The organism is Puniceicoccaceae bacterium (genome assembly GCA_040224245.1).
GTDB lineage: Bacteria > Verrucomicrobiota > Verrucomicrobiia > Opitutales > JAFGAQ01 > JAKSBQ01.
On sequence record JBEGIR010000054.1, the window covers coordinates 1 to 17,844 of the forward strand.

Sequence of the window (17,844 nt, forward strand, 5' to 3'; positions counted from 1 at the left end):
AGATGATACCCGCATTCAGGCGGCAATCCCCACGATCCAGCATCTCGTGAAGTCGGGTGCCAAGGTGGTGCTTGCGAGCCACCTCGGACGTCCCAAGGGCAAGAAGAACCCTGAGTTCAGCCTGGCACCGGTTGCCAAGGCACTCTCGGCGGCGCTTGATATTCCGGTTCAGTTCCTCTCCGACTGTGTAGGTCCTGAGGTGGAGGCAGCCAAGGCCGGCTTGAGTGAAGGAGCAGTGCTGCTGCTTGAGAACGTGCGTTTCTACGAGGGCGAAGAAAAGAACGATCCGGATTTGGCAAAACAGTTTGCCAAGGGCATAGATTTGTTTGTGAACGATGCCTTTGGAACGGCTCATCGCGCACATGCTTCAACTGCTGGTATTGCGGACTTTGTTTCCGAAAAGGTCGCGGGTTTTCTCATTGAAAAGGAGCTGGAATATCTTGGTGACAAAACGGCCAACCCCGAAAAACCGTTCACTGTCATTCTGGGCGGTGCAAAGGTATCGGACAAGATCACGGTGATCGATGCACTTCTGGAAAAGTGTGACACCATGATCATTGGTGGTGCGATGGCCTACACCTTTGCGAGAGCCAAGGGTATCGCTACCGGAAGCAGTCTCTGCGAGACTGATAAGGTGGATACTGCCAGGCAGGCATTGGAAAAGGCGGAAAAGCTGGGTGTGAAGCTGTTATTGCCTATCGATGATCTTTGTGCAGACCGCATTGATTTTGCTGCTAAAACATTGGGTGCAACCCAGGTGTTCGAAGGTGGAATCGCTGACGGTTGGTCCGGAGTTGACATTGGACCGAAGACGACTGCGCTGTTCAAGGATGTCGTCGCAAAGTCGAAAACCGTGCTGTGGAATGGTCCAATGGGAATCTTTGAAATCAAGGACTCCTCCAAGGGTACGTTTGCTGTGGCACAGGCAGTTGCTGAGTCGGATGCCATTTCAATCATAGGTGGAGGAGACTCGGTAAAGGCTGTCAAAAAGAGTGGCTACTCGGATCGTGTGACTTTCATGAGCACGGGTGGAGGCGCAAGCCTTGAATTCCTTGAAGGCAAGACTTTGCCTGGAGTTGCCGTTCTGGATCGTGCCTGATGCCGAATCATTGAATTCAAAATTCTATACACCATGAGAAAATATCTGATCGCAGGAAACTGGAAGATGAACAAGAACGCTGCCGAATCGGTTGCGTTGATTGAGGAGATTGTGCAGGCAGTCGGAACTGAAACGTCGGTTTCTGTTGTCGTTTGCCCACCGTTTACCTCGCTGGATTGCGCTTCCAAGGCGGTTTCCAACGCCAATGTGGGTGTCGGCGCCCAAAACATGTATTTTGAAAGTTCAGGTGCCTATACGGGTGAAATCTCTGCTGAAATGTTGCGCCATCTTCGCGTGGACTGGGTGATCCTTGGACACAGCGAACGTCGTGCGATTTTTGGAGAAGACGATGCCCTGATCAACCGCAAGGTAAAGGCAGCCCTGGCCAACAGTCTCAAGCCCATCCTCTGTGTGGGTGAAACCATTGAGGAACGGGAAGCAGGAAACACGCTGAAAGTTGTGGAAACCCAGTTGACCGAAGGCTTGAAGGACATTGATGAAGCAAAAGCGGAAGAGGTGGTCATTGCCTACGAACCCGTTTGGGCCATCGGAACTGGCAAAACGGCAACTCCTGAAATGGCTCAGGAAGTTCACGCCTACATCCGCAAGCTGCTCAATGCTCTCTTTGGAGAGGTAAAGGGCGAGAAGATTCGAATCCTTTATGGGGGTTCGATGAAGCCGGACAATGCCGACGATTTGCTCGTGCAAAAGGATATTGACGGTGGTTTGATTGGTGGAGCGGCCCTTCAGGCAAACTCATTCCTTTCATTGATCGAATCTGCAAAGAAGCTCTCATAACTAGCTTGACAGGAACAGTTTGAAGAAAGGCAGGCGGCGAGTCCGACCTGCCTTTCTCATTGCAATTTTCGGGCACTGTCGTAGGGTAGTGGCATGTTCCCCGTAGGACTGATTCAGGATGTGCGTTTCCTTCACCATGATACGGGTCCGGCACATCCCGAAAACCGTGGGCGCTTGGAGCACCTTCGTTCGTTTTTGGCGAACAAATCGTTAAGTGATTCACTGCTCTCATTAAGCTGCGAAGCCGCCGACCCGAAGGTGCTGAGTCTGGTGCATGATTCGGCTTACATCGAATACATACAGAAGACCAGTGCGAGTGGACCAGCACTGCTCGATGATGGGGATACCCGGGTGAGTTCGGCCTCCTGGGAAGTTGCGCTGCTTGCCGTGGGAGCGTCTATTGAAGCGATAAAACAGGTCCATTCGGGAAGAATTCAACGGGCCTTTGTGGCTTGTCGACCTCCGGGGCATCATGCAATGCGCAATCATGCGATGGGGTTTTGTCTGTTCAATAACATCGCGATTGCCGCACGCTATGCCCAACAGCAGCTTGGGTATGAGCGGATCATGATACTCGACTGGGACGTTCATCATGGCAATGGAACCCAGGATGCGTTTTACAGAGATCCCAGTGTCTTTTTTTGCAGCCTGCATCAATACCCGTTTTATCCGGGAACAGGCTCCGAGCGGGAGCAGGGGGCGGGAGAAGGATTGCATTACACGCTCAACATTCCCTTGCCTGAAGGGTCCGACATGCGGGATTACCGTGAGGCAATGAAAAACCAAGTCTTTCCAGCCGCGGAAGCATTTGAACCCGAGCTGCTGTTGATTTCAGCTGGCTTTGATGCCCATGTAATGGATCCGCTCGGTAACATGCAGTTACACGATGAAGATTTTCGGGAACTGACAGAACTCAGTCTCACGATTGCGAATCGGCATTGTGGGGGAAAAGTGATTTCGATACTGGAAGGCGGATACCACCATGATGCCCTGGCTCGGTCTGTTGTGCAGCATTTGAATGCTTTAGCCCAATCATGAGTCGCTAGGATCCGGAGAATGCCGCAAATCGAAAACTCGTCATCGGCTATACGGAACGATGAGGTGAAAACGGGATAAACTCGAATGTGCCTCAAGTCAACGTAGCAATCATCACCCATGCAATGCCGATGATGGTTGCCACGACCAGTAGCAGTTCGACTTGCAGGGGGGAACGACTCTCGTTCGGATCGGTATAGTGCTTGTTGTTTCGGGTGAGCCAGGAAAGTGGGGACTGCGAAGTGGTGACCAGGCTCTCTGTCATCCATGTGATACCCCGTTCGCACGCTGCAAAAATGGATTCCACCCAGATAACCAGATGGCGTGCAAGCCATGCACCTGGTTTTCGGTAGAGCCAATCGGTATCAATGGGAAGGTAGGGTTCTCCAGCGAGTTTACCTCTCAGCAGCCAGAACGCAATGAACGTGAAGAGCAGGATTTGCACGCTCTCTGTCAAGTGATAGAGCGTGTAGGGTTTGTAGTCTACAGGGTAGGGCAGGTAATCGTAAAGTAGTCCTGGCACGACCCCAAAGAGGGTGCAGAAGAATGCAGCCATACCCATTGCGATCATCATGTTAACCGGAGTGCGGGTGGGTTTGAGATCACTTTGAGCTTTGCTCCACCATGTGAAATAGGGCAGCTTCAGGCCCGTGTGCAGGAAGGTGCCAACCGATGCCAGGAGCAGGAGCAACATGGCAGTGTCGTAGTGGGCCTTGCCAGCAGCTGCAACGACCATGGATTTGCTGATGAACCCATTAAAAAGAGGAAATCCCGAGATGGAGAAAGCTCCGATCATGTAGAGCCACAACACGATGGGCATCGATTTTGCAATGCCCCCGAGTTCGGTTAATTTGGATTTGCCAGTGGTTTCGATGACCACGCCAGCTCCCATGAAAAGCAGGGATTTGTAGAGGATATGGGAGAATGCGTGGGCACTGGCACCGTTGAGCGCCATCTCTGTGCCGATACCGACCGCTGCGACCATGTACCCGACCTGACTGATGATGTGGTATGCAAGAATACCGCGAATATCATTGGCCAATACGGCATAGACGACACCATAAAGTGCCATGATGACACCGGCATACAGCAGGATTTCCCAACCGGCAAAGAGCTTCATCAGAATGAGCACTGCGGACTTAGTGGTGAAAGCACTGAGAAAAACCGCACCCCCGACGGTGGCCTTGGGGTAAGCATCTGCAAGCCAAGCATGCAGGGGTGGAATCGCAGTGTTGAGCGCCACTCCAGCAAGTATGAGCCACGCTGCCAGCGAGGAAGCCTCGGGAAATGTCTGCAGTTCAATCGATCCGCTTTGGGATACATGAAGAAGGATGCCCAGCATCAGCAAACCCCCACCAAAAAGATGCACCAGCAGATAGCGCATGCCAGCCTGTTCGGACTCACGGGTGCGTCGGGCCCACACAAGGTAGGTGGATGCAACTGCCATGATTTCCCAAAAGACAAAGAGGGTGAAAAAATCACCAGCGAATGTTAGGCCGAGTGCGCCTGCAGCGTAGAGCAGAGCAGCAGACTGATGAGCAGCTTCACTTCGGTGAAATCCATAAACGCCACCAATAAAGGCGATCAGCGCAAAAATGGTTCCGAATAGACGATTCAGACGGGTAAATTCTCCGAGAATCAAATCGTAGCCGAGGAAGTTGTGCTGCAGCACTGATCCCAGTGGAGTCGTCCATACCACCGCAAGTGTGACCAGGGGAAAGAAGAGAAATGCCGGGGAACGCAGGCGCTTCGGCAGCAATGCCATCACGATGGCACCAATCAGCAGCGGGAGAGCTGGCAATAGGGAAATATTACTTGCTGTCATAGTAATCTTCTTTCTTTTGGATGAACAGCTTCCCCATCCATTTTGATGCCAGAATGATCACGATGCACCCGACAAAACCCCAGAGTGCATAGAAAGCTGGGACGTGGTTCCACCAGTGACCCTTTGAAGTTCCTGAGAGGAATCCAAATTCCGCGACAAATGAAGCAACGGCGATCAGGGCGAGTATAACAAGTTGGTAGGTTTTCAAATCAACTTCCTCCAATGACGCTTAGGGTTACTTGAGTGGCGAGTTCAAAGAACTGGAATACCAGATTGGGAAACAGTCCAAAAACGAGGGACAACACTGCGGTAGAAACCAGCGGAATGACCATCGCGGGGCGTGCCTCAGTATACTGTTCGAGTCCACTGCCTTCCTTGAAAAAGGCCCTGTAGAGGATGGGAAAAAAATACCCGGCATTGAGCAACCCACTCAACACCAACACCAGCAGGGCAAATGGCAGTCCTGCTTCGAGTGTTCCGACTCCAAGAAACCACTTGCTCAAAAAGCCATTGACCAGTGGTACCCCGCAAAGTCCCAGTGACCCGACCGTGAAGGCGCCCATGGTCCATGGCATCACCTTACCAATTCCGTCAAGCTGACTGATGTGGGTGCGGTGCAAATTCACATAGATCGCTCCTGCACAGAAGAAGAGTGTTATCTTCATTGTGGCATGAGTGGCGATGTGGAACAGACCACCAGTCCACCCGGATGGGGTGAGCAGTGCCACTCCGAGTACGATGTAGGAGAGATGACCTACGGTCGAATAGGCGAGGCGTTTTTTGAGGTTGTCCTGGCGAAAGGCAAGCAGGGATGCCAGCAAGATTGTGGTCAGCGCAATCCATACGAGCAAATCATTCAGCGCAAAATGGTGCAGTGTCTCCGGACCAAAAATGAAGCCCGTAACGCGTGCGAGCGCAAAAACCCCAGACTTCACAACGGCAACCGCGTGCAGCAGTGCGCTGACAGGGGTGGGGGCTGCCATGGCAGCGGGCAGCCAGCTGTGCAGAGGCATGATACCCGCTTTGACTCCAACTCCTGCGACAAACACAATAAACAGAGTCAAGGCAGCATGTGGATTGAGCATGCCGTGTTCCAGAATTCCACCTGCTTCAAAGTTGAGGGTTCCGGTGAGGTGATAGACGACACCAGCACCGATGATGAGGAGTAGTCCTGCGGTGAGCGTATAAGCGAGATATTTGCGACCTGCCGCGATCGCTTCCTTGTTTTCCTTGTGGATCACCAGAGGATAGGTTGCGAGGGTGAGGATTTCGTAGAAAATGATGAAAGTCAGTAAGTTGGCGGAAAAGGCGATTCCGATGGTGGCCGAAAGGCACACCGCAAAACTTGCAAAGTAACGCGTTTGCTGGCCTTCGCCATTGCCGCGCATGTAACCGATCGAATAAAAAGATGTGGGAATCCACAGTCCCGAGGCGATCAGCGCGAAGAACACTCCAAAGGGATCAGCCTTGAGTTCGAGCGCGATGCCGGGGGCAATTTCGAGCAGAGTAATGGCTGCACTCTGCCCCTGCAAAGCTCCGGGAAGCAGTGAGCAGACCAGTGCAAATTTCAGGATAGCCGCCAGTATCGTCCAGAACTCCCGGAGGTTGGGGTGACGGCCACTCATCAGAATGAGGGGAACGACCACCAGAGAAACCAGCATGGCAAAAAGGGGAGTAGTTGAAACGTAGGTATCCATGAGTGCCAAAGCGCGAAATTAGAAGAGGTTTGGAATCACTTGTTCCAGAGCCGAAACGATCCATACGTTAAAGATTCCCAATGCCACGATGGCGATGGCCAGCACCATGGTCGGCAGTGTCATCCGAAGTTCTGCCTCATGGGGTTCTGTTGTGGATTCGTCAGTTTCCGCAGCATCATCTGCTGCATCAGGTGAGCGCAGGTAAACTTTTTCAAGGATGCGGAAGAAGTAGACGGCGTTGAGCAGACTGCTGACAACAATCACACCCGCATACACCCACAGCTTGCTTTCCACGATCACCAACACCAGATACCACTTACTGAAAAATCCGGCAAATGGCGGAAGTCCAATCATGGAAAGTGCCGCGATGGTAAAGGCGGCCATTGTCAGAGGAAACTGTCGTTTGTAACGGGCGTTAAATTTGCGGATGTCAGTATGGCCGACGGTTGCTTTTAGGTTGGCGGCTACGAGGAAGAGGCAAACCTTCATGAATGCATGGTTGATCACGTGCAGTACTGCACCAATGAAACAAAGCGGGTTTGCCAATCCAATTCCCAGACCGATGTAGCCGATTTGGCCAGCACTGCTGTAGGCGAGCATGCGTTTGAGGTCGTTTTGCGCAATTGCCATCACAGATCCAAAAATGATTCCGATTGCAGAGAGTACGGCAATGCAGGCACCCACAGGAATCTGGCCAGTGATGAAATCCACTCCAAAAACAAAGAGCAGAACTCGAATGAGAATGTAAGCACTCACTTTGGTGCCCAAACCTGCCAGCAATGCTGAGGAAGTGGAAGGTGCCTGCGAGTAGGAGTCTGGCATCCATCCGTGCATGGGGAAGATTGCCATTTTGATCAGAATGCCCACCGTGATGAGCAGCATGCCGACCCGAACGGCGGGGTTCTCGCGAACCAGTGGTTCGAGTTGCTGCATGTCCTGCATGTTCAGCGTACCCGTCACAAAGTAGAGGTAACCCACTCCTAGCAGGATGAGCGACGCACCAATGGTTCCCAGGATGAGGTAGCGAAATGCGGCAAATGGAGCCTTACGACCACCGGACGCAATCAGTCCATACATGGACAGGGATGAAATTTCGATGAAGACGAAGAGATTGAACAGATCTCCGGTGATGATGATCCCGTTAAAGCCCGCCAGCAGTACGAGGATGACGGCGTAGTAGGTCATGCTTCGCCCGGAAAGTTCGTGTTGAACAGGAGTCCAGGAGTGTAACAGTACGACCGCAGCGACGATATTCACGACTGCACTGAAGAAGGCTGCTAGAATATCCCACACATAGGGGATGCCAATCTGGGCTTCCCATCCGCCAAAACTATAGTGAATGGTGCCGTGGGATACCACGTGAATGAATCCATAAATGGATAACACTGCCATCAACAGCGCGGTAACGACAGCAATCCCATATGCGCTGCGTTTGTGAAACAGGTTTGCGAGCGGAATTAAAAAAGCTGCCACCAGATAGGAAACCGGAAGCAGTACTGGAAGGTGTTCGGTGATCATTTCAGCTGCTCCAGAATCTCGTTTTCTTCAAGGGTCTTATGTTCGCGATAGATCATCGAAAGCAGGGCGAAACCCACTCCCAGAGTGGCCACTCCTACCACGATGGCGGTGAGCATCAGGGTGTGTGGGAGTGGATTCAGATAGTTCATCAGCTGATCGGTTGAAATGGATTTGGTCGCAACGGGAACAGTGGCGGATTTGTTGACGGCACCCGCAACGTAGAAGAGCACAATCGAGGTCTGGAAAATGGACATGCCGATCAATTTCTTGAGCAGATTGCGTTTGAAAAGCATGCCGTAGATCCCAATGCACATGAGAACAATGGTAAACCAGTAGTCCAAGTGTCCGTGTATGAATTCAGCCATGGTCTGCCTCCACAAGGTTGTCATAGATGCTTACCAGAACTGCCATCACGGCAATTCCGACTCCTATTTCGACGCCAAGAATTCCCAGTGAGCGAGCGTCAGCGGGATCCATGCCGGGCAATGCCAGATAGCTGTAGTCCAGAAATGGTCCTCCAAAAAACAGGGGCAGTAGTCCGATGCCGACATAGATGAGCACGCCAAGGGAAGCCATGGGAATGCACCAATTTCGGGGGAACTGCATCTGCTGAACCGGATCATTATTGACGATACGGACAAGCAGAATCGCAGCAGCCATCAACGCTCCACCCTGGAATCCGCCACCCGGACTGTAGTGTCCGTGAAACACCACATACATGCCAAAAAGCATGATGTACGGCGGGATGACCCGACTCATCAGAAGAAGGATTGGACTGGTACTGGCTTTATGCATGGTCTTCGGGTTTGCGCAGGAGCAGGAAGCAGACGAGTCCGGCAACCGCAATGACAATCACTTCACCCATGGTATCGTATGCCCGGTAATCTGCCAGGACAGCGGTGACAATATTCGGGGTGTGCGTATCGCGGTAGGCGTATTTGATGTAGTATTGTGCGGCGACCGGAGTTCCCGCTGGCGTTTCATATTGATGAGCTGGTGCCTCGGGATCCCCCTGAGCGGGCATGCCGGTCGAGCCATAGATCAGCAGAGCCACCAATGCAAACAGTGCTATTGCGCTTAGGACTTTCATGGTTTGGATTTACGAGTGGTTTTGCCCAACAACACGAGGTAGAGTACTCCGGTAACGCCAGCCCCAACCGTAGCTTCCGTGAAGCCGACGTCGATCGCTCCCTGAACGGTAAAAAGGATGGCGCACATGAAGCTGAAAACCGTGAGCGAAACGACAGCAGTGAGAAGATTGCGGACCTCAAGGGCCAGCAGTGCGGCAATGATCAGAAAAAGATAGATAAGCCATTCCAATTCGAAACTCATTTTGTAGATTTCCTTTCGTTTTTGACAGGCGTATTCCAGGGTTTCAATCCGCTGCGCAGTGCAGCTCGGGAAAGCGCATGCGAACCGACTGGGTTTGTGATCGCCATCAGCAGAAAAATAGTAAGCAACTTGAGTGCCATGAGGCTCAATCCTGCCTTTAGGATCATACCCGATGTCATGAGAATGATGCCCAGGGTATCACTCATACTCACTGCGTGCAGACGACGATAGAAATCGGGCATTTTGATGATGCCAACACTTCCCAGGGTAAGAAAAAATGCGCCGACCCCGAGCAGGGCCATGGAAAGGTATTCGATCAGGATACTCATTCTGTGTTCCTCCGCTGTTTGTTGCGCGCAAAATAGTGTGCAACCATGATCGAACCAATGAAGTTGAGAATGGCGTAGGCGATGGAAATATCGATGAACATGTCCAGCCGATCAAAGACCATGCCAATGAGCAGAATGAATACGACTGTTTTGGTACCAATTCCTCCCACACCCAGCAAACGGTCAAAGACGGTAGGTCCGACCAATGTACGATAAAGCGGGATGAAGATGATCAGCGCCATCCATACCGAGAGAAATATCAAGAATAGATCCATGATTTGCGATGATCATCAACGGAGATTACAGTTGTTTCTTCAATGACTTGCTCGGGTTTTATTCCATAGAGCCGTGCCACGGCGTGGGCAAGTGAATGGTCCATTTCAACGGGGTCATTCGGGTGCATCAACGCGTGAACGACAAAAGTATCTTCGTTGAGGATGTCGAGTGTAACCGTGCCTGGAGTGAGGGTGATTGAATTGGCAAGCAACACCCTTGCACCCATACTGGGTAGGTGGACTTTAAATGTGAACACGACGCTCATGGGCGTCATGGATGGCTTGGCAATGAGGTAGGCTACTTTCAGAGAGCTTTGGATGATGCTCCAAAAAAGAAATGCGAAGTAGGGAATGAGGCGAATCAGGCGTAGGCGGGGACCATTCACATCATCTTTTTCGAACTGCCCGAGACAGAGCAGGCGGTGATGAATCCAGAGTGTCAGTGCGACGGAAATGATCCCCAAAGCGATGTGAAAGGGATCGAACATCCCACTCATGATCAGCCAGAAAGCCATCAGGAGAAGGGCATGAATCGCCAGAACTGGAGCCGAATTATGTCGCATCGCGGCAAACCTTATTTTGACCGGTTCGGGTGTCAAATGAAAACGGAAAATCGTCTTGACCGTGCATTTTCTGGGGAAAATAAACTGTCACGATGTTGTTTTATTAGTTTGTATCTTGTTGGTAGTGAATGTTATGCGGGTTCTAGGTTTTCAAAACTTATCTTGCAGGATTTCTGTTCAGCCGGGTGTCCTTCTGGGATTTCGGCTCCGTTGAATTTGCAAGCGACTTCGGTGCAGTTGGCCGACTTTTGCGATGCATTGTTTGAGAGTGAGAAGCAAGAATTCAAAAAAAGATTCACGGGTCGCAACAAATTTGCAAGGTGGTGTCGTCTGTGTAGTAAGTGAAATGATTAGCCAGCAGGAATCAGCAAGCACTCTCGGTGATCTTGAACGGTGGATGGAGATACACGGTCCAGCCCTGTTTCTGTTTGCCAGGCAGCAAACTGCCAGCTTGGCAGATGCACAAGACGCTTATCAGGATGGCATCATCAAGGTGTTGCGTTCTCAAAAGTTTCGAAAAGGTGGTGAGATACCACCGTTGGGCCGCATGTTTTTGGCGATCAAGCATGCCGCCATCGATTTGCACCGGCAGCGCGAGCGGCGAAAATTTCGTGAGTCTATGTTTGCCAAAGATGCCCAGGATGAAACGCAGCAGGGTTGGTTCCAGTGTGGTATGGAAAAACGCGAACAGCAGCAGCGATTGCACGAAGTGCTGACTTCGTTGCCCGCGTCGCAACAGGAAGTGCTGATTCTTAAAATATGGGGTGAACTCACATTCCGGGATATTGGAGAAATTTTGGGAATTCCACCCGCAACAGCGGCGACCCGGTATCGCACCGGTATCGCGGAAGTCCGGAAGAAGATGGAGGAAAGGGTATGAAGGAAATCAAGGATCTTAACGACGAAGCATTCGAAGAGCGGCTCCGGAGCGAATTTATCCCTCGTTCTGCAGATTGGAAGGTGGAACGCAGGATTCTGGAGTCGGTACTGCTCAAGGATGAACGGGAAGTGAAGCGACAGCGCCTGGCAGGTTATTTGCGCCATGCATGGATCGCATCCATCGGACTTGCGGCAACCTTGGTAGTGACTTTGATCTATTTTGCAGGGGTGGATTCGGGTCCAGTGGAAGAAGTCGACCTACCCATGGTGCAGGCCGGTACCGAAGTCAGCACCGAAGCGGGCAAACCCATCTTGCATTTGCGTTCTCTGGGAGGGAGCAAGCAACTGATTGGTGTGCAGGACAAGGGCTGGGTACAGGCGGATACCGATACGGTCACGCGGGAGTATTCTTACGAGTATATCGACACCGTTGATCTGGTGAACGAGGAGGATGGCAGTGTCATCCGAATGGAAATTCCGCGCCAGGAAATTGTGAACGTCACATATCAAGTTATTTAAAAACAACATCTTATGAAAATATATATCAAATCGATCTCGCTCAGCTTTGCCGTGGCACTGAGTTCAATGCTTCCCGTTCAGTTCATCATCGCTGATGCGTCAACTCCCCGGCCTGAGGTGGATGCGCCGGAACCGCCGGCTCCTCCTGCTCCACCCAGGCGTGCGTTCTTGGGAGTTGTGACGGAAAAAGTACCGGCTTCAACGGTTGCACAGATGGGCTTGACGCCAGGAATCGGCTTAAACGTGGAATCCGTGGTGAAAGGTAGCGCAGCAGATCGTGCTGGAGTGATGGCATACGACATCCTGCTCGAAATGGATGGACAGTGGTTGACGAGTGTTTCCCACTTGTCGACGTTGCTTTCGATGAAAAAACCAGGTGAGACGGCAGCGTTTCGTCTGCTTCGCAAGGGAGAGGAACTCGCGATTCAAGTCGAGTTGGGGTCCAAACCCACTGCTCACCCCCAGAAGTCCTGGGAATGGGAGTTTGAGGAGAAAATGGAAGAACTCGGACGCAGACTCGAATCGATTGCCGAGAATGAAGAGATCATGGAACACGTGCGGGAGCGCATCGACGCAGAGGAGATTGAGCAGAATGTCAGGTCGGCGTTGGAAAAGGCGCGGTATCAGATTCGCCAGTGGGTCAGTGATGATGGCTCGCGCACATCCATTGTGCATACTGGCAATGCCCGAAGTATCGTGAATACAGATGATGGCACGCTGATATTTGAGCGACTTTCAGATGGGAAATCCCGTGTGATTGCGATTAATCGGAAGGATGAAGTCCTGTTCAATGGTGTGATTTCCGATAGTGCAGAGCTGGACGGACTCGAACCATGGGTAGCCCGTGAATATGGGAAACTGCAAAATCACCACATCGAAGTGGAAGTGACGGAAGCCATCACGCTCGATACTTCTGAGAAGGAAAAGTGAACGGACTGCAGGCTGATCACCTGCAGGTTCATACGATCTTCACAAAAATGCGCTTTCCTGCCTGAACTACACGCCCGGCATTGGATGGTTCGAGCATCAATGCAGGATCGGTGACGGGTTCTCCATCCAGTTTGATGCCGCCTTGCTTGATCAGGCGTGCAATCTCTTTTTTGCTGGCAAACTTGCCAGTGGCGGCGAGCAGGTTGACCAGGGTTGCACTGGGGGTTTGCGATAGCTGATTCCAGGAAAACTCGGGCATATCGTCCGGAAGTTTTTTGCGGGAAAAAACGGCTTCAAACTGCTCCAACTGCAGGGATGCTTCCGATTCGCCGTAAAATGTTCCGACCAATTCGCGGGCCAGTGCCTTTTTACAGGCCATCGGGTGTTCGCGTTGCAGCAGTGCAATGTCGTTTTCACTGCGCAGCAACAACAAGCGGTAGTAAGTCCACATGGTGTCGTCGCTGATGGACATGATGCGTCCAAACATTTCCTTGGGGCTGTGGTTGAACGCGATGTAGTTGTCCAGGCTTTTCGACATCTTCTTCACCCCATCGAGACCGACCAACAATGGCATGGTGAGCACGATTTGAGGGGATTGACCGGCTTCCTTCTGGAGCGTACGACCCACCAATACATTGAAGAGCTGATCGGTGCCACCAATTTCGACATCGGCTTCCAGTTCAAGCGAATCAAACCCCTGCACCAGCGGGTAGAGAAATTCGATGATGGAGATCGGGGTTCCGTCCCGATGACGTTTGGAAAAATCATCGCGCTCAAGCATGCGGGCAACCGTCATCTTTCGAGCAAGCGAGAGGCAGTCCAGAAAAGACATTTTGGAAAACCATTCACTGTTGAAAACAACCCGGGTTTTGTCGCGGTCGAGGATGCGGAAGGCCTGCTCAGTGTAGGTTCTGGCGTTGTCGCGGATTTCGGCTTCACTCAACACGGGGCGTGTTTCGGAACGTCCGCTGGGATCTCCGATCTGAGTGGTGAAATCTCCGATTAACAGGATTGCTTCATGCCCCAAATCCTGAAACTGCCGCAATTTGTTGAACACGACCATGTGCCCGAATGTGAGGTCGGGGCGAGTGGGATCAACGCCAAGTTTGATGCGAAGAGGGCGTTTTTCCCCCAGTTTTTGCAGCAACTCTTCCTCGTTGATCAGGGTGTCGACGTTTTGTTTGAGAATGGACAGTTGTTGTTTGGGATCCATGCAGTGACTTGGTTACGCTCCCGCATCATGGGGCTGCCCATGCGTCAAAATCAAGATTCAATACCAGAAAAATGCAAAAAACCTTTTCCAAATCAGATAAGGAGTTATTATTCTATTTTCTCATGTAGTAGGACGATTCATAAGCCTTTGACTCCGATGCTTTTCGGTTGATCTTCAGTCGGATTGAATCACCGTTTACAGCGTAAGCGCGGCCATTGTGCCCGAGTCTGTCTACAACTCTAACCCAGGAAAATCATGGCAATCTCTACAGGAATTCAAGCACCCGACTTCACCCTCAAGACCAAAACTTCGGAAGGGCTTCAAGAGGTAACCCTGTCCGATCAGTTTGGAAAATCGGCCACGGTTTTGCTCTTTTTTCCGTTTGCATTTACGGGTGTGTGCACTGAGGAAATGTGTTCGGTGCGGGACTCCCTTGCGAGTTATCAGGCACTGGATGCACAGGTGTATGGCATCAGCGTGGACAGTCCGTTTACCCTTGAGGTGATGGCTCAGAAGGATGGTATCAACTTTCCGCTGCTGAGTGATTTCAACAAGGAAGCTGCATCTGCCTATGATGTGCTTTATGAAGATTTCATTGGTTTCAAGGGAGTGTGCAAGCGCTCGGCATTTGTGATTAACAAGCAGGGTAAGATTGTGTATGCTTCCAGCTCAGACGATCCGAAGCAGCTTCCCGACTTTGACGCTATTTTGGCTTCCCTGAAATCTGCCTGACGCTGTGCCAGAGTTGCACCCGTCTGTTCCAATCCGTTCCATTACTCCCTGTTTATCGAAATGAGTCAGTTACCGAATCCCTTCCAAACCTTGAGCGAACTCAAGTCGCCTGGCGGTCAGTCGCTGGGGCACTACTATTCCCTTCCTGCCCTGGAATCGCAGGGGGTAGGACCCGTCTCCCGGCTGCCAGTGAGCATCCGGGTTGTTCTGGAGTCGGTACTGCGTAATTGTGACGGCAAGCGCATCGATCAGGAGGCGGTGCGCCTGCTTGCAAACTGGAACGCGAGCAGTCCCGCCAAAAAGGAAATTCCATTTGTGGTTTCACGCATTGTGCTGCAGGACTTCACCGGAGTTCCCCTGTTGGTTGATCTTGCCGCGATGCGGGATGCGATGAAGGATCAGGGCAAGGATCCGAGCAAGATTGAGCCGCTGGTTCCGGTGGATCTTGTCGTGGATCACTCGGTGCAGGTGGACCGCGCGGGTACGGCTGGGGCATTCCTGGCAAATCTGCAGTTTGAATTTTCCCGCAACCGGGAGCGTTACGAGTTTCTGAAATGGGGACAGCAGGCTTTTGAGACGTTCAGTGTTTTACCGCCGTCGATGGGCATCATTCACCAGGTGAATTTGGAATATCTCGCCCGTGTGGTGTTTGAGAAAGAGGTTGATGGGCAGGCGGTGTTGTATCCGGACACGCTCGTGGGAACGGATTCCCACACGACGATGATCAACGGGCTTGGTGTTGTCGGTTGGGGTGTGGGTGGCATCGAAGCAGAAGCAGGCATGTTGGGGCAGCCCGTGTATTTCCTAACGCCCGAGGTGATTGCCGTAAACCTTGAAGGAGCTTTGAAAGAGGGTGTCACTGCGACCGATCTGACACTGCGCATCACGCAAATGCTGCGGGAGGAGAAAGTCGTCGGCAAATTCATTGAGTTCATTGGTGAGGGAACTGAAAAACTCTCACTGGCAGATCGGGCAACCATTGCGAACATGGCACCCGAATATGGAGCGACCATGGGGTATTTCCCTGTGGATGAGCAGACACTCGACTACTTGCGCATCACTGGGCGAAGCGAACAGCAGATCCAGAAGGTGGAGGCATATTTTAAAGCCCAGGGAATGTGGGGAGTGCCTCGCAAGGGACAATTGGAATATACCAAAGTGCTCGACCTCGATCTTTCTACGATTGAACCCTGTGTGGCAGGGCCGAAACGTCCACAGGATCGCATCGAGCTGCCCGACCTCAAATCAACCTTTCAGCGCCTGCTCACTGCGCCGGTTGCCGAGGGTGGCTTTGGAAAGAGCGAATCTGAAGTTAACGAAAAAGCAACCGTGGCATTCGCAGCGGACACATACTACCCGCGGCGGTCTCAGACCAATCCGGAGATCACCAATGGTTCCGTGTTGATTGCATCCATCACGAGCTGTACGAATACGAGCAATCCCAGCGTCATGGTAGCGGCAGGTCTTGTCGCGAAGAAGGCGGTGGAACGGGGTATTCAGTTAGATGATACTGTCAAGGCGAGTTTGGCACCGGGGTCACGGGTCGTGAGTGACTACCTTGAGAGCACGGGTTTGCAGCCCTATCTGGATCAGTTGGGATTCAATCTGGTGGGCTATGGCTGTGCAACCTGCATCGGCAACAGCGGCCCTCTGGATCCTGCGATTGAAAAGGCCATTCAGGAAAAGCAGCTGGTTGCAGCGAGCGTGCTTTCCGGTAACCGGAACTTCGAGGCCCGCGTGCACGGTCAGATCAAGAGCAACTTTCTCATGTCTCCTCCGCTGGTTGTTGCCTTTGCAATCGCGGGTCGAGTGGATATCGACATGGCGACGGAGCCGCTCGCCAATGACAAGGATGGTAATCCGGTCTATTTGAAGGATCTCTGGCCGAGCAATGAGGAAATTGCCTCACTGGTCAGCACGGGTGTGCGTCCGGAGGCCTTTATTGAGCGCTATGCTGCCATCGAGAACCTCAATCAGGAGTGGAATCAGATCGAAAGTTCGGAAGGTGCACTGTATGAGTGGAACGAGGCAAGCACCTACATTCAGAAGCCTCCATTCTTTGATGGGTTCTCCCGAACTGTGGGTCAAATTGAACCTGTGTCCGGCATGCGTCCGCTCGCGATGTTTGCGGATTCGGTCACGACAGACCACATCTCACCAGCGGGTGCCATTCTCGAAGAGGGTCCAGCCGGCCGCTATCTCAAGGAGCGAGGAGTTACCAAGGCACAGTTCAATTCGTTTGGTTCGCGCCGAGGCAACGACCGCATCATGACGCGGGGAACTTTTGCAAATGTTCGCATCAAGAACCCGTTGGCGGGTGGCAAGGAAGGCGGCTATACCAAGGTGTTTCCGGAGGGTGAACTAACCTCGATTTTTGAAGCTGCGGAGATTTACAAGGCGAGAAAAACACCGCTCATCGTATTTGCGGGACAGGACTACGGGATGGGAAGTTCGCGCGACTGGGCGGCAAAGGGAACTGCGCTGCTTGGCGTCAAGGCCGTCGTAGCCCAGAGCTTTGAGCGCATTCACCGCAGTAACCTTATCGGCATGGGTGTATTGCCCCTGCAGTTTCTGGAGGGGGCCTCCTGGCAGAGTTATGGACTGGATGGCAGCGAAACCTTTGACCTTCCGGAACTCAACGATGCGATTCGCCCGGCGCAATCGATGACGCTGGTAGTGAACAAGGCAGATGGAAGCCGCATGGACATCGAACTGTTGCTGCGCATTGATACTGATATGGAGGTGGATTATTTCCGGAACGGTGGAGTACTTCCCTATGTCTTGCGCGAGCTGATGGTATAGCCTCAGTTTCTCCCGTGCAACCTGCACAGCAAGGTGTCAATGTGATGACGTGAAGGAACAGAATCCGTGCAGGATGCGAAGGTCACTGCACGGATGAATGATGTTGTAGTGTGGCAGCAATTTGGCGGATCGACGGATCTCAGAAATCTGAAGGATTCCGTAGTTGAGCATGATTTCGCTCTGCCATGATCGTTGCAGGATGTGTTGCAGCAGGGCATCGTGCACACCAGTGCGGTTGGAGCTTTCTGGGTAGACGGAATGCCGAAGTATTCTGAAATGGATTTTTGACTTTGCCGAA

General features: G+C 52.1%; 20 protein-coding genes. 8 read left to right on the plus strand and 12 right to left on the minus strand.

The features are described 5' to 3' along the window. The 3 genes from ABQ298_08920 to ABQ298_08930 form a co-directional block, all read left to right on the plus strand. On the plus strand, positions 1–1,099 hold a 1,099-nt coding region (locus ABQ298_08920), incomplete at its 5' end, for a phosphoglycerate kinase (protein MEQ9824491.1). A gap of 33 nt (positions 1,100–1,132) precedes the next feature. Further along, on the plus strand, positions 1,133–1,897 hold the full coding sequence (gene tpiA / locus ABQ298_08925) for a triose-phosphate isomerase (GenBank protein MEQ9824492.1): 765 nt from the start codon (positions 1,133–1,135) through the stop codon (positions 1,895–1,897). A 93-nt stretch (positions 1,898–1,990) separates the two neighbouring features. Beyond that, a complete protein-coding gene (locus ABQ298_08930; protein ID MEQ9824493.1) occupies positions 1,991–2,935 on the plus strand; it encodes a histone deacetylase in 945 nt (314 codons plus the stop codon). A 91-nt stretch (positions 2,936–3,026) separates the two neighbouring features. Here ABQ298_08930 and ABQ298_08935 read toward each other — a convergent pair whose 3' ends face one another. From ABQ298_08935 to ABQ298_08980, 10 genes are all read right to left on the minus strand, one after another. After that, a complete protein-coding gene (locus ABQ298_08935; protein ID MEQ9824494.1) occupies positions 3,027–4,757 on the minus strand; it encodes a Na(+)/H(+) antiporter subunit D in 1,731 nt (576 codons plus the stop codon). A 209-nt stretch (positions 4,758–4,966) separates the two neighbouring features. Beyond that, positions 4,967–6,454, minus strand: a complete 1,488-nt coding sequence (locus ABQ298_08940; protein MEQ9824495.1) for a monovalent cation/H+ antiporter subunit D family protein — start codon at positions 6,452–6,454, stop codon at positions 4,967–4,969. Positions 6,455–6,472: 18 nt separating this feature from the next. Continuing rightward, positions 6,473–7,972: a monovalent cation/H+ antiporter subunit D family protein gene (locus ABQ298_08945; GenBank protein MEQ9824496.1), complete on the minus strand. Its 1,500-nt coding sequence runs from the start codon at positions 7,970–7,972 to the stop codon at positions 6,473–6,475. Further along, on the minus strand, positions 7,969–8,337 hold the full coding sequence (locus tag ABQ298_08950; protein MEQ9824497.1) for a cation:proton antiporter subunit C: 369 nt from the start codon (positions 8,335–8,337) through the stop codon (positions 7,969–7,971). The genes ABQ298_08945 and ABQ298_08950 overlap by 4 nt, the downstream gene beginning before the upstream one ends. Then, positions 8,330–8,731 carry an MnhB domain-containing protein gene (locus ABQ298_08955; GenBank protein ID MEQ9824498.1) on the minus strand — a complete coding sequence of 134 codons (402 nt, stop codon included), beginning with the start codon at positions 8,729–8,731 and terminating at the stop codon, positions 8,330–8,332. Before ABQ298_08955 ends, ABQ298_08950 begins: the two co-directional genes overlap by 8 nt. 28 nt (positions 8,732–8,759) lie before the next feature. Further along, complete coding sequence (gene mbhE / locus ABQ298_08960; GenBank protein ID MEQ9824499.1) at positions 8,760–9,062, minus strand: hydrogen gas-evolving membrane-bound hydrogenase subunit E; 303 nt, start codon at positions 9,060–9,062, stop codon at positions 8,760–8,762. Further along, positions 9,059–9,304: a hydrogenase subunit MbhD domain-containing protein gene (locus ABQ298_08965; protein MEQ9824500.1), complete on the minus strand. Its 246-nt coding sequence runs from the start codon at positions 9,302–9,304 to the stop codon at positions 9,059–9,061. Before ABQ298_08965 ends, mbhE begins: the two co-directional genes overlap by 4 nt. Continuing rightward, entirely contained in the window at positions 9,301–9,633 is a 333-nt protein-coding gene (mnhG, locus tag ABQ298_08970) for a monovalent cation/H(+) antiporter subunit G (protein ID MEQ9824501.1), read from the minus strand. Before mnhG ends, ABQ298_08965 begins: the two co-directional genes overlap by 4 nt. Further along, positions 9,630–9,908: a monovalent cation/H+ antiporter complex subunit F gene (locus tag ABQ298_08975; protein MEQ9824502.1), complete on the minus strand. Its 279-nt coding sequence runs from the start codon at positions 9,906–9,908 to the stop codon at positions 9,630–9,632. Before ABQ298_08975 ends, mnhG begins: the two co-directional genes overlap by 4 nt. After that, on the minus strand, positions 9,893–10,423 hold the full coding sequence (locus ABQ298_08980; GenBank protein ID MEQ9824503.1) for a Na+/H+ antiporter subunit E: 531 nt from the start codon (positions 10,421–10,423) through the stop codon (positions 9,893–9,895). The genes ABQ298_08975 and ABQ298_08980 overlap by 16 nt, the downstream gene beginning before the upstream one ends. A gap of 445 nt (positions 10,424–10,868) precedes the next feature. On the opposite strand from ABQ298_08980, the gene ABQ298_08985 reads away from it, so the two are divergent. From ABQ298_08985 to ABQ298_08995, 3 genes are read left to right on the plus strand one after another with little or no spacing between them, the layout of a single operon-like run. After that, entirely contained in the window at positions 10,869–11,351 is a 483-nt protein-coding gene (locus ABQ298_08985; GenBank protein ID MEQ9824504.1) for an RNA polymerase sigma factor, read from the plus strand. Beyond that, complete coding sequence (locus ABQ298_08990; GenBank protein ID MEQ9824505.1) at positions 11,348–11,869, plus strand: hypothetical protein; 522 nt, start codon at positions 11,348–11,350, stop codon at positions 11,867–11,869. The genes ABQ298_08985 and ABQ298_08990 overlap by 4 nt, the downstream gene beginning before the upstream one ends. 12 nt (positions 11,870–11,881) lie before the next feature. Further along, positions 11,882–12,799: a PDZ domain-containing protein gene (locus ABQ298_08995; GenBank protein ID MEQ9824506.1), complete on the plus strand. Its 918-nt coding sequence runs from the start codon at positions 11,882–11,884 to the stop codon at positions 12,797–12,799. Between the two features lie 28 nt (positions 12,800–12,827). Here ABQ298_08995 and tyrS read toward each other — a convergent pair whose 3' ends face one another. Next, positions 12,828–14,012, minus strand: a complete 1,185-nt coding sequence (tyrS, locus tag ABQ298_09000) for a tyrosine--tRNA ligase (protein ID MEQ9824507.1) — start codon at positions 14,010–14,012, stop codon at positions 12,828–12,830. A 255-nt stretch (positions 14,013–14,267) separates the two neighbouring features. On the opposite strand from tyrS, the gene ABQ298_09005 reads away from it, so the two are divergent. Both ABQ298_09005 and acnA read left to right on the plus strand, forming a co-directional pair. Then, a complete protein-coding gene (locus ABQ298_09005; GenBank protein ID MEQ9824508.1) occupies positions 14,268–14,744 on the plus strand; it encodes a redoxin domain-containing protein in 477 nt (158 codons plus the stop codon). A 60-nt stretch (positions 14,745–14,804) separates the two neighbouring features. Then, complete coding sequence (gene acnA / locus ABQ298_09010) at positions 14,805–17,546, plus strand: aconitate hydratase AcnA (protein ID MEQ9824509.1); 2,742 nt, start codon at positions 14,805–14,807, stop codon at positions 17,544–17,546. A gap of 36 nt (positions 17,547–17,582) precedes the next feature. On the opposite strand, the gene ABQ298_09015 is transcribed toward acnA, so the two are convergent. Next, entirely contained in the window at positions 17,583–17,771 is a 189-nt protein-coding gene (locus ABQ298_09015; GenBank protein ID MEQ9824510.1) for a hypothetical protein, read from the minus strand. Positions 17,772–17,844 lie beyond the last annotated feature (73 nt).

Bases quoted from the DNA above. Each gene is read 5' to 3' on its own strand.
- ABQ298_08955 (MEQ9824498.1), bottom strand. From the start codon at position 8,731: ATGAGTCGGGTCATCCCGCCGTACATCATGCTTTTTGGCATGTATGTG.
- acnA (MEQ9824509.1), top strand. From the start codon at position 14,805: ATGAGTCAGTTACCGAATCCCTTCCAAACCTTGAGCGAACTCAAGTCG.
- ABQ298_09005 (MEQ9824508.1), top strand. From the start codon at position 14,268: ATGGCAATCTCTACAGGAATTCAAGCACCCGACTTCACCCTCAAGACC.
- ABQ298_08965 (MEQ9824500.1), bottom strand. From the start codon at position 9,304: ATGAGTTTCGAATTGGAATGGCTTATCTATCTTTTTCTGATCATTGCC.
- tpiA (MEQ9824492.1), top strand. From the start codon at position 1,133: ATGAGAAAATATCTGATCGCAGGAAACTGGAAGATGAACAAGAACGCT.
- ABQ298_08975 (MEQ9824502.1), bottom strand. From the start codon at position 9,908: ATGGATCTATTCTTGATATTTCTCTCGGTATGGATGGCGCTGATCATC.
- ABQ298_08940 (MEQ9824495.1), bottom strand. From the start codon at position 6,454: ATGGATACCTACGTTTCAACTACTCCCCTTTTTGCCATGCTGGTTTCT.
- ABQ298_08935 (MEQ9824494.1), bottom strand. From the start codon at position 4,757: ATGACAGCAAGTAATATTTCCCTATTGCCAGCTCTCCCGCTGCTGATT.
- ABQ298_08950 (MEQ9824497.1), bottom strand. From the start codon at position 8,337: ATGGCTGAATTCATACACGGACACTTGGACTACTGGTTTACCATTGTT.
- mbhE (MEQ9824499.1), bottom strand. From the start codon at position 9,062: ATGAAAGTCCTAAGCGCAATAGCACTGTTTGCATTGGTGGCTCTGCTG.
- ABQ298_08995 (MEQ9824506.1), top strand. From the start codon at position 11,882: ATGAAAATATATATCAAATCGATCTCGCTCAGCTTTGCCGTGGCACTG.
- ABQ298_08990 (MEQ9824505.1), top strand. From the start codon at position 11,348: ATGAAGGAAATCAAGGATCTTAACGACGAAGCATTCGAAGAGCGGCTC.
- ABQ298_08980 (MEQ9824503.1), bottom strand. From the start codon at position 10,423: ATGGCTTTCTGGCTGATCATGAGTGGGATGTTCGATCCCTTTCACATC.
- ABQ298_08930 (MEQ9824493.1), top strand. From the start codon at position 1,991: ATGTTCCCCGTAGGACTGATTCAGGATGTGCGTTTCCTTCACCATGAT.
- ABQ298_08985 (MEQ9824504.1), top strand. From the start codon at position 10,869: ATGGAGATACACGGTCCAGCCCTGTTTCTGTTTGCCAGGCAGCAAACT.
- tyrS (MEQ9824507.1), bottom strand. From the start codon at position 14,012: ATGGATCCCAAACAACAACTGTCCATTCTCAAACAAAACGTCGACACC.
- ABQ298_08945 (MEQ9824496.1), bottom strand. From the start codon at position 7,972: ATGATCACCGAACACCTTCCAGTACTGCTTCCGGTTTCCTATCTGGTG.
- mnhG (MEQ9824501.1), bottom strand. From the start codon at position 9,633: ATGAGTATCCTGATCGAATACCTTTCCATGGCCCTGCTCGGGGTCGGC.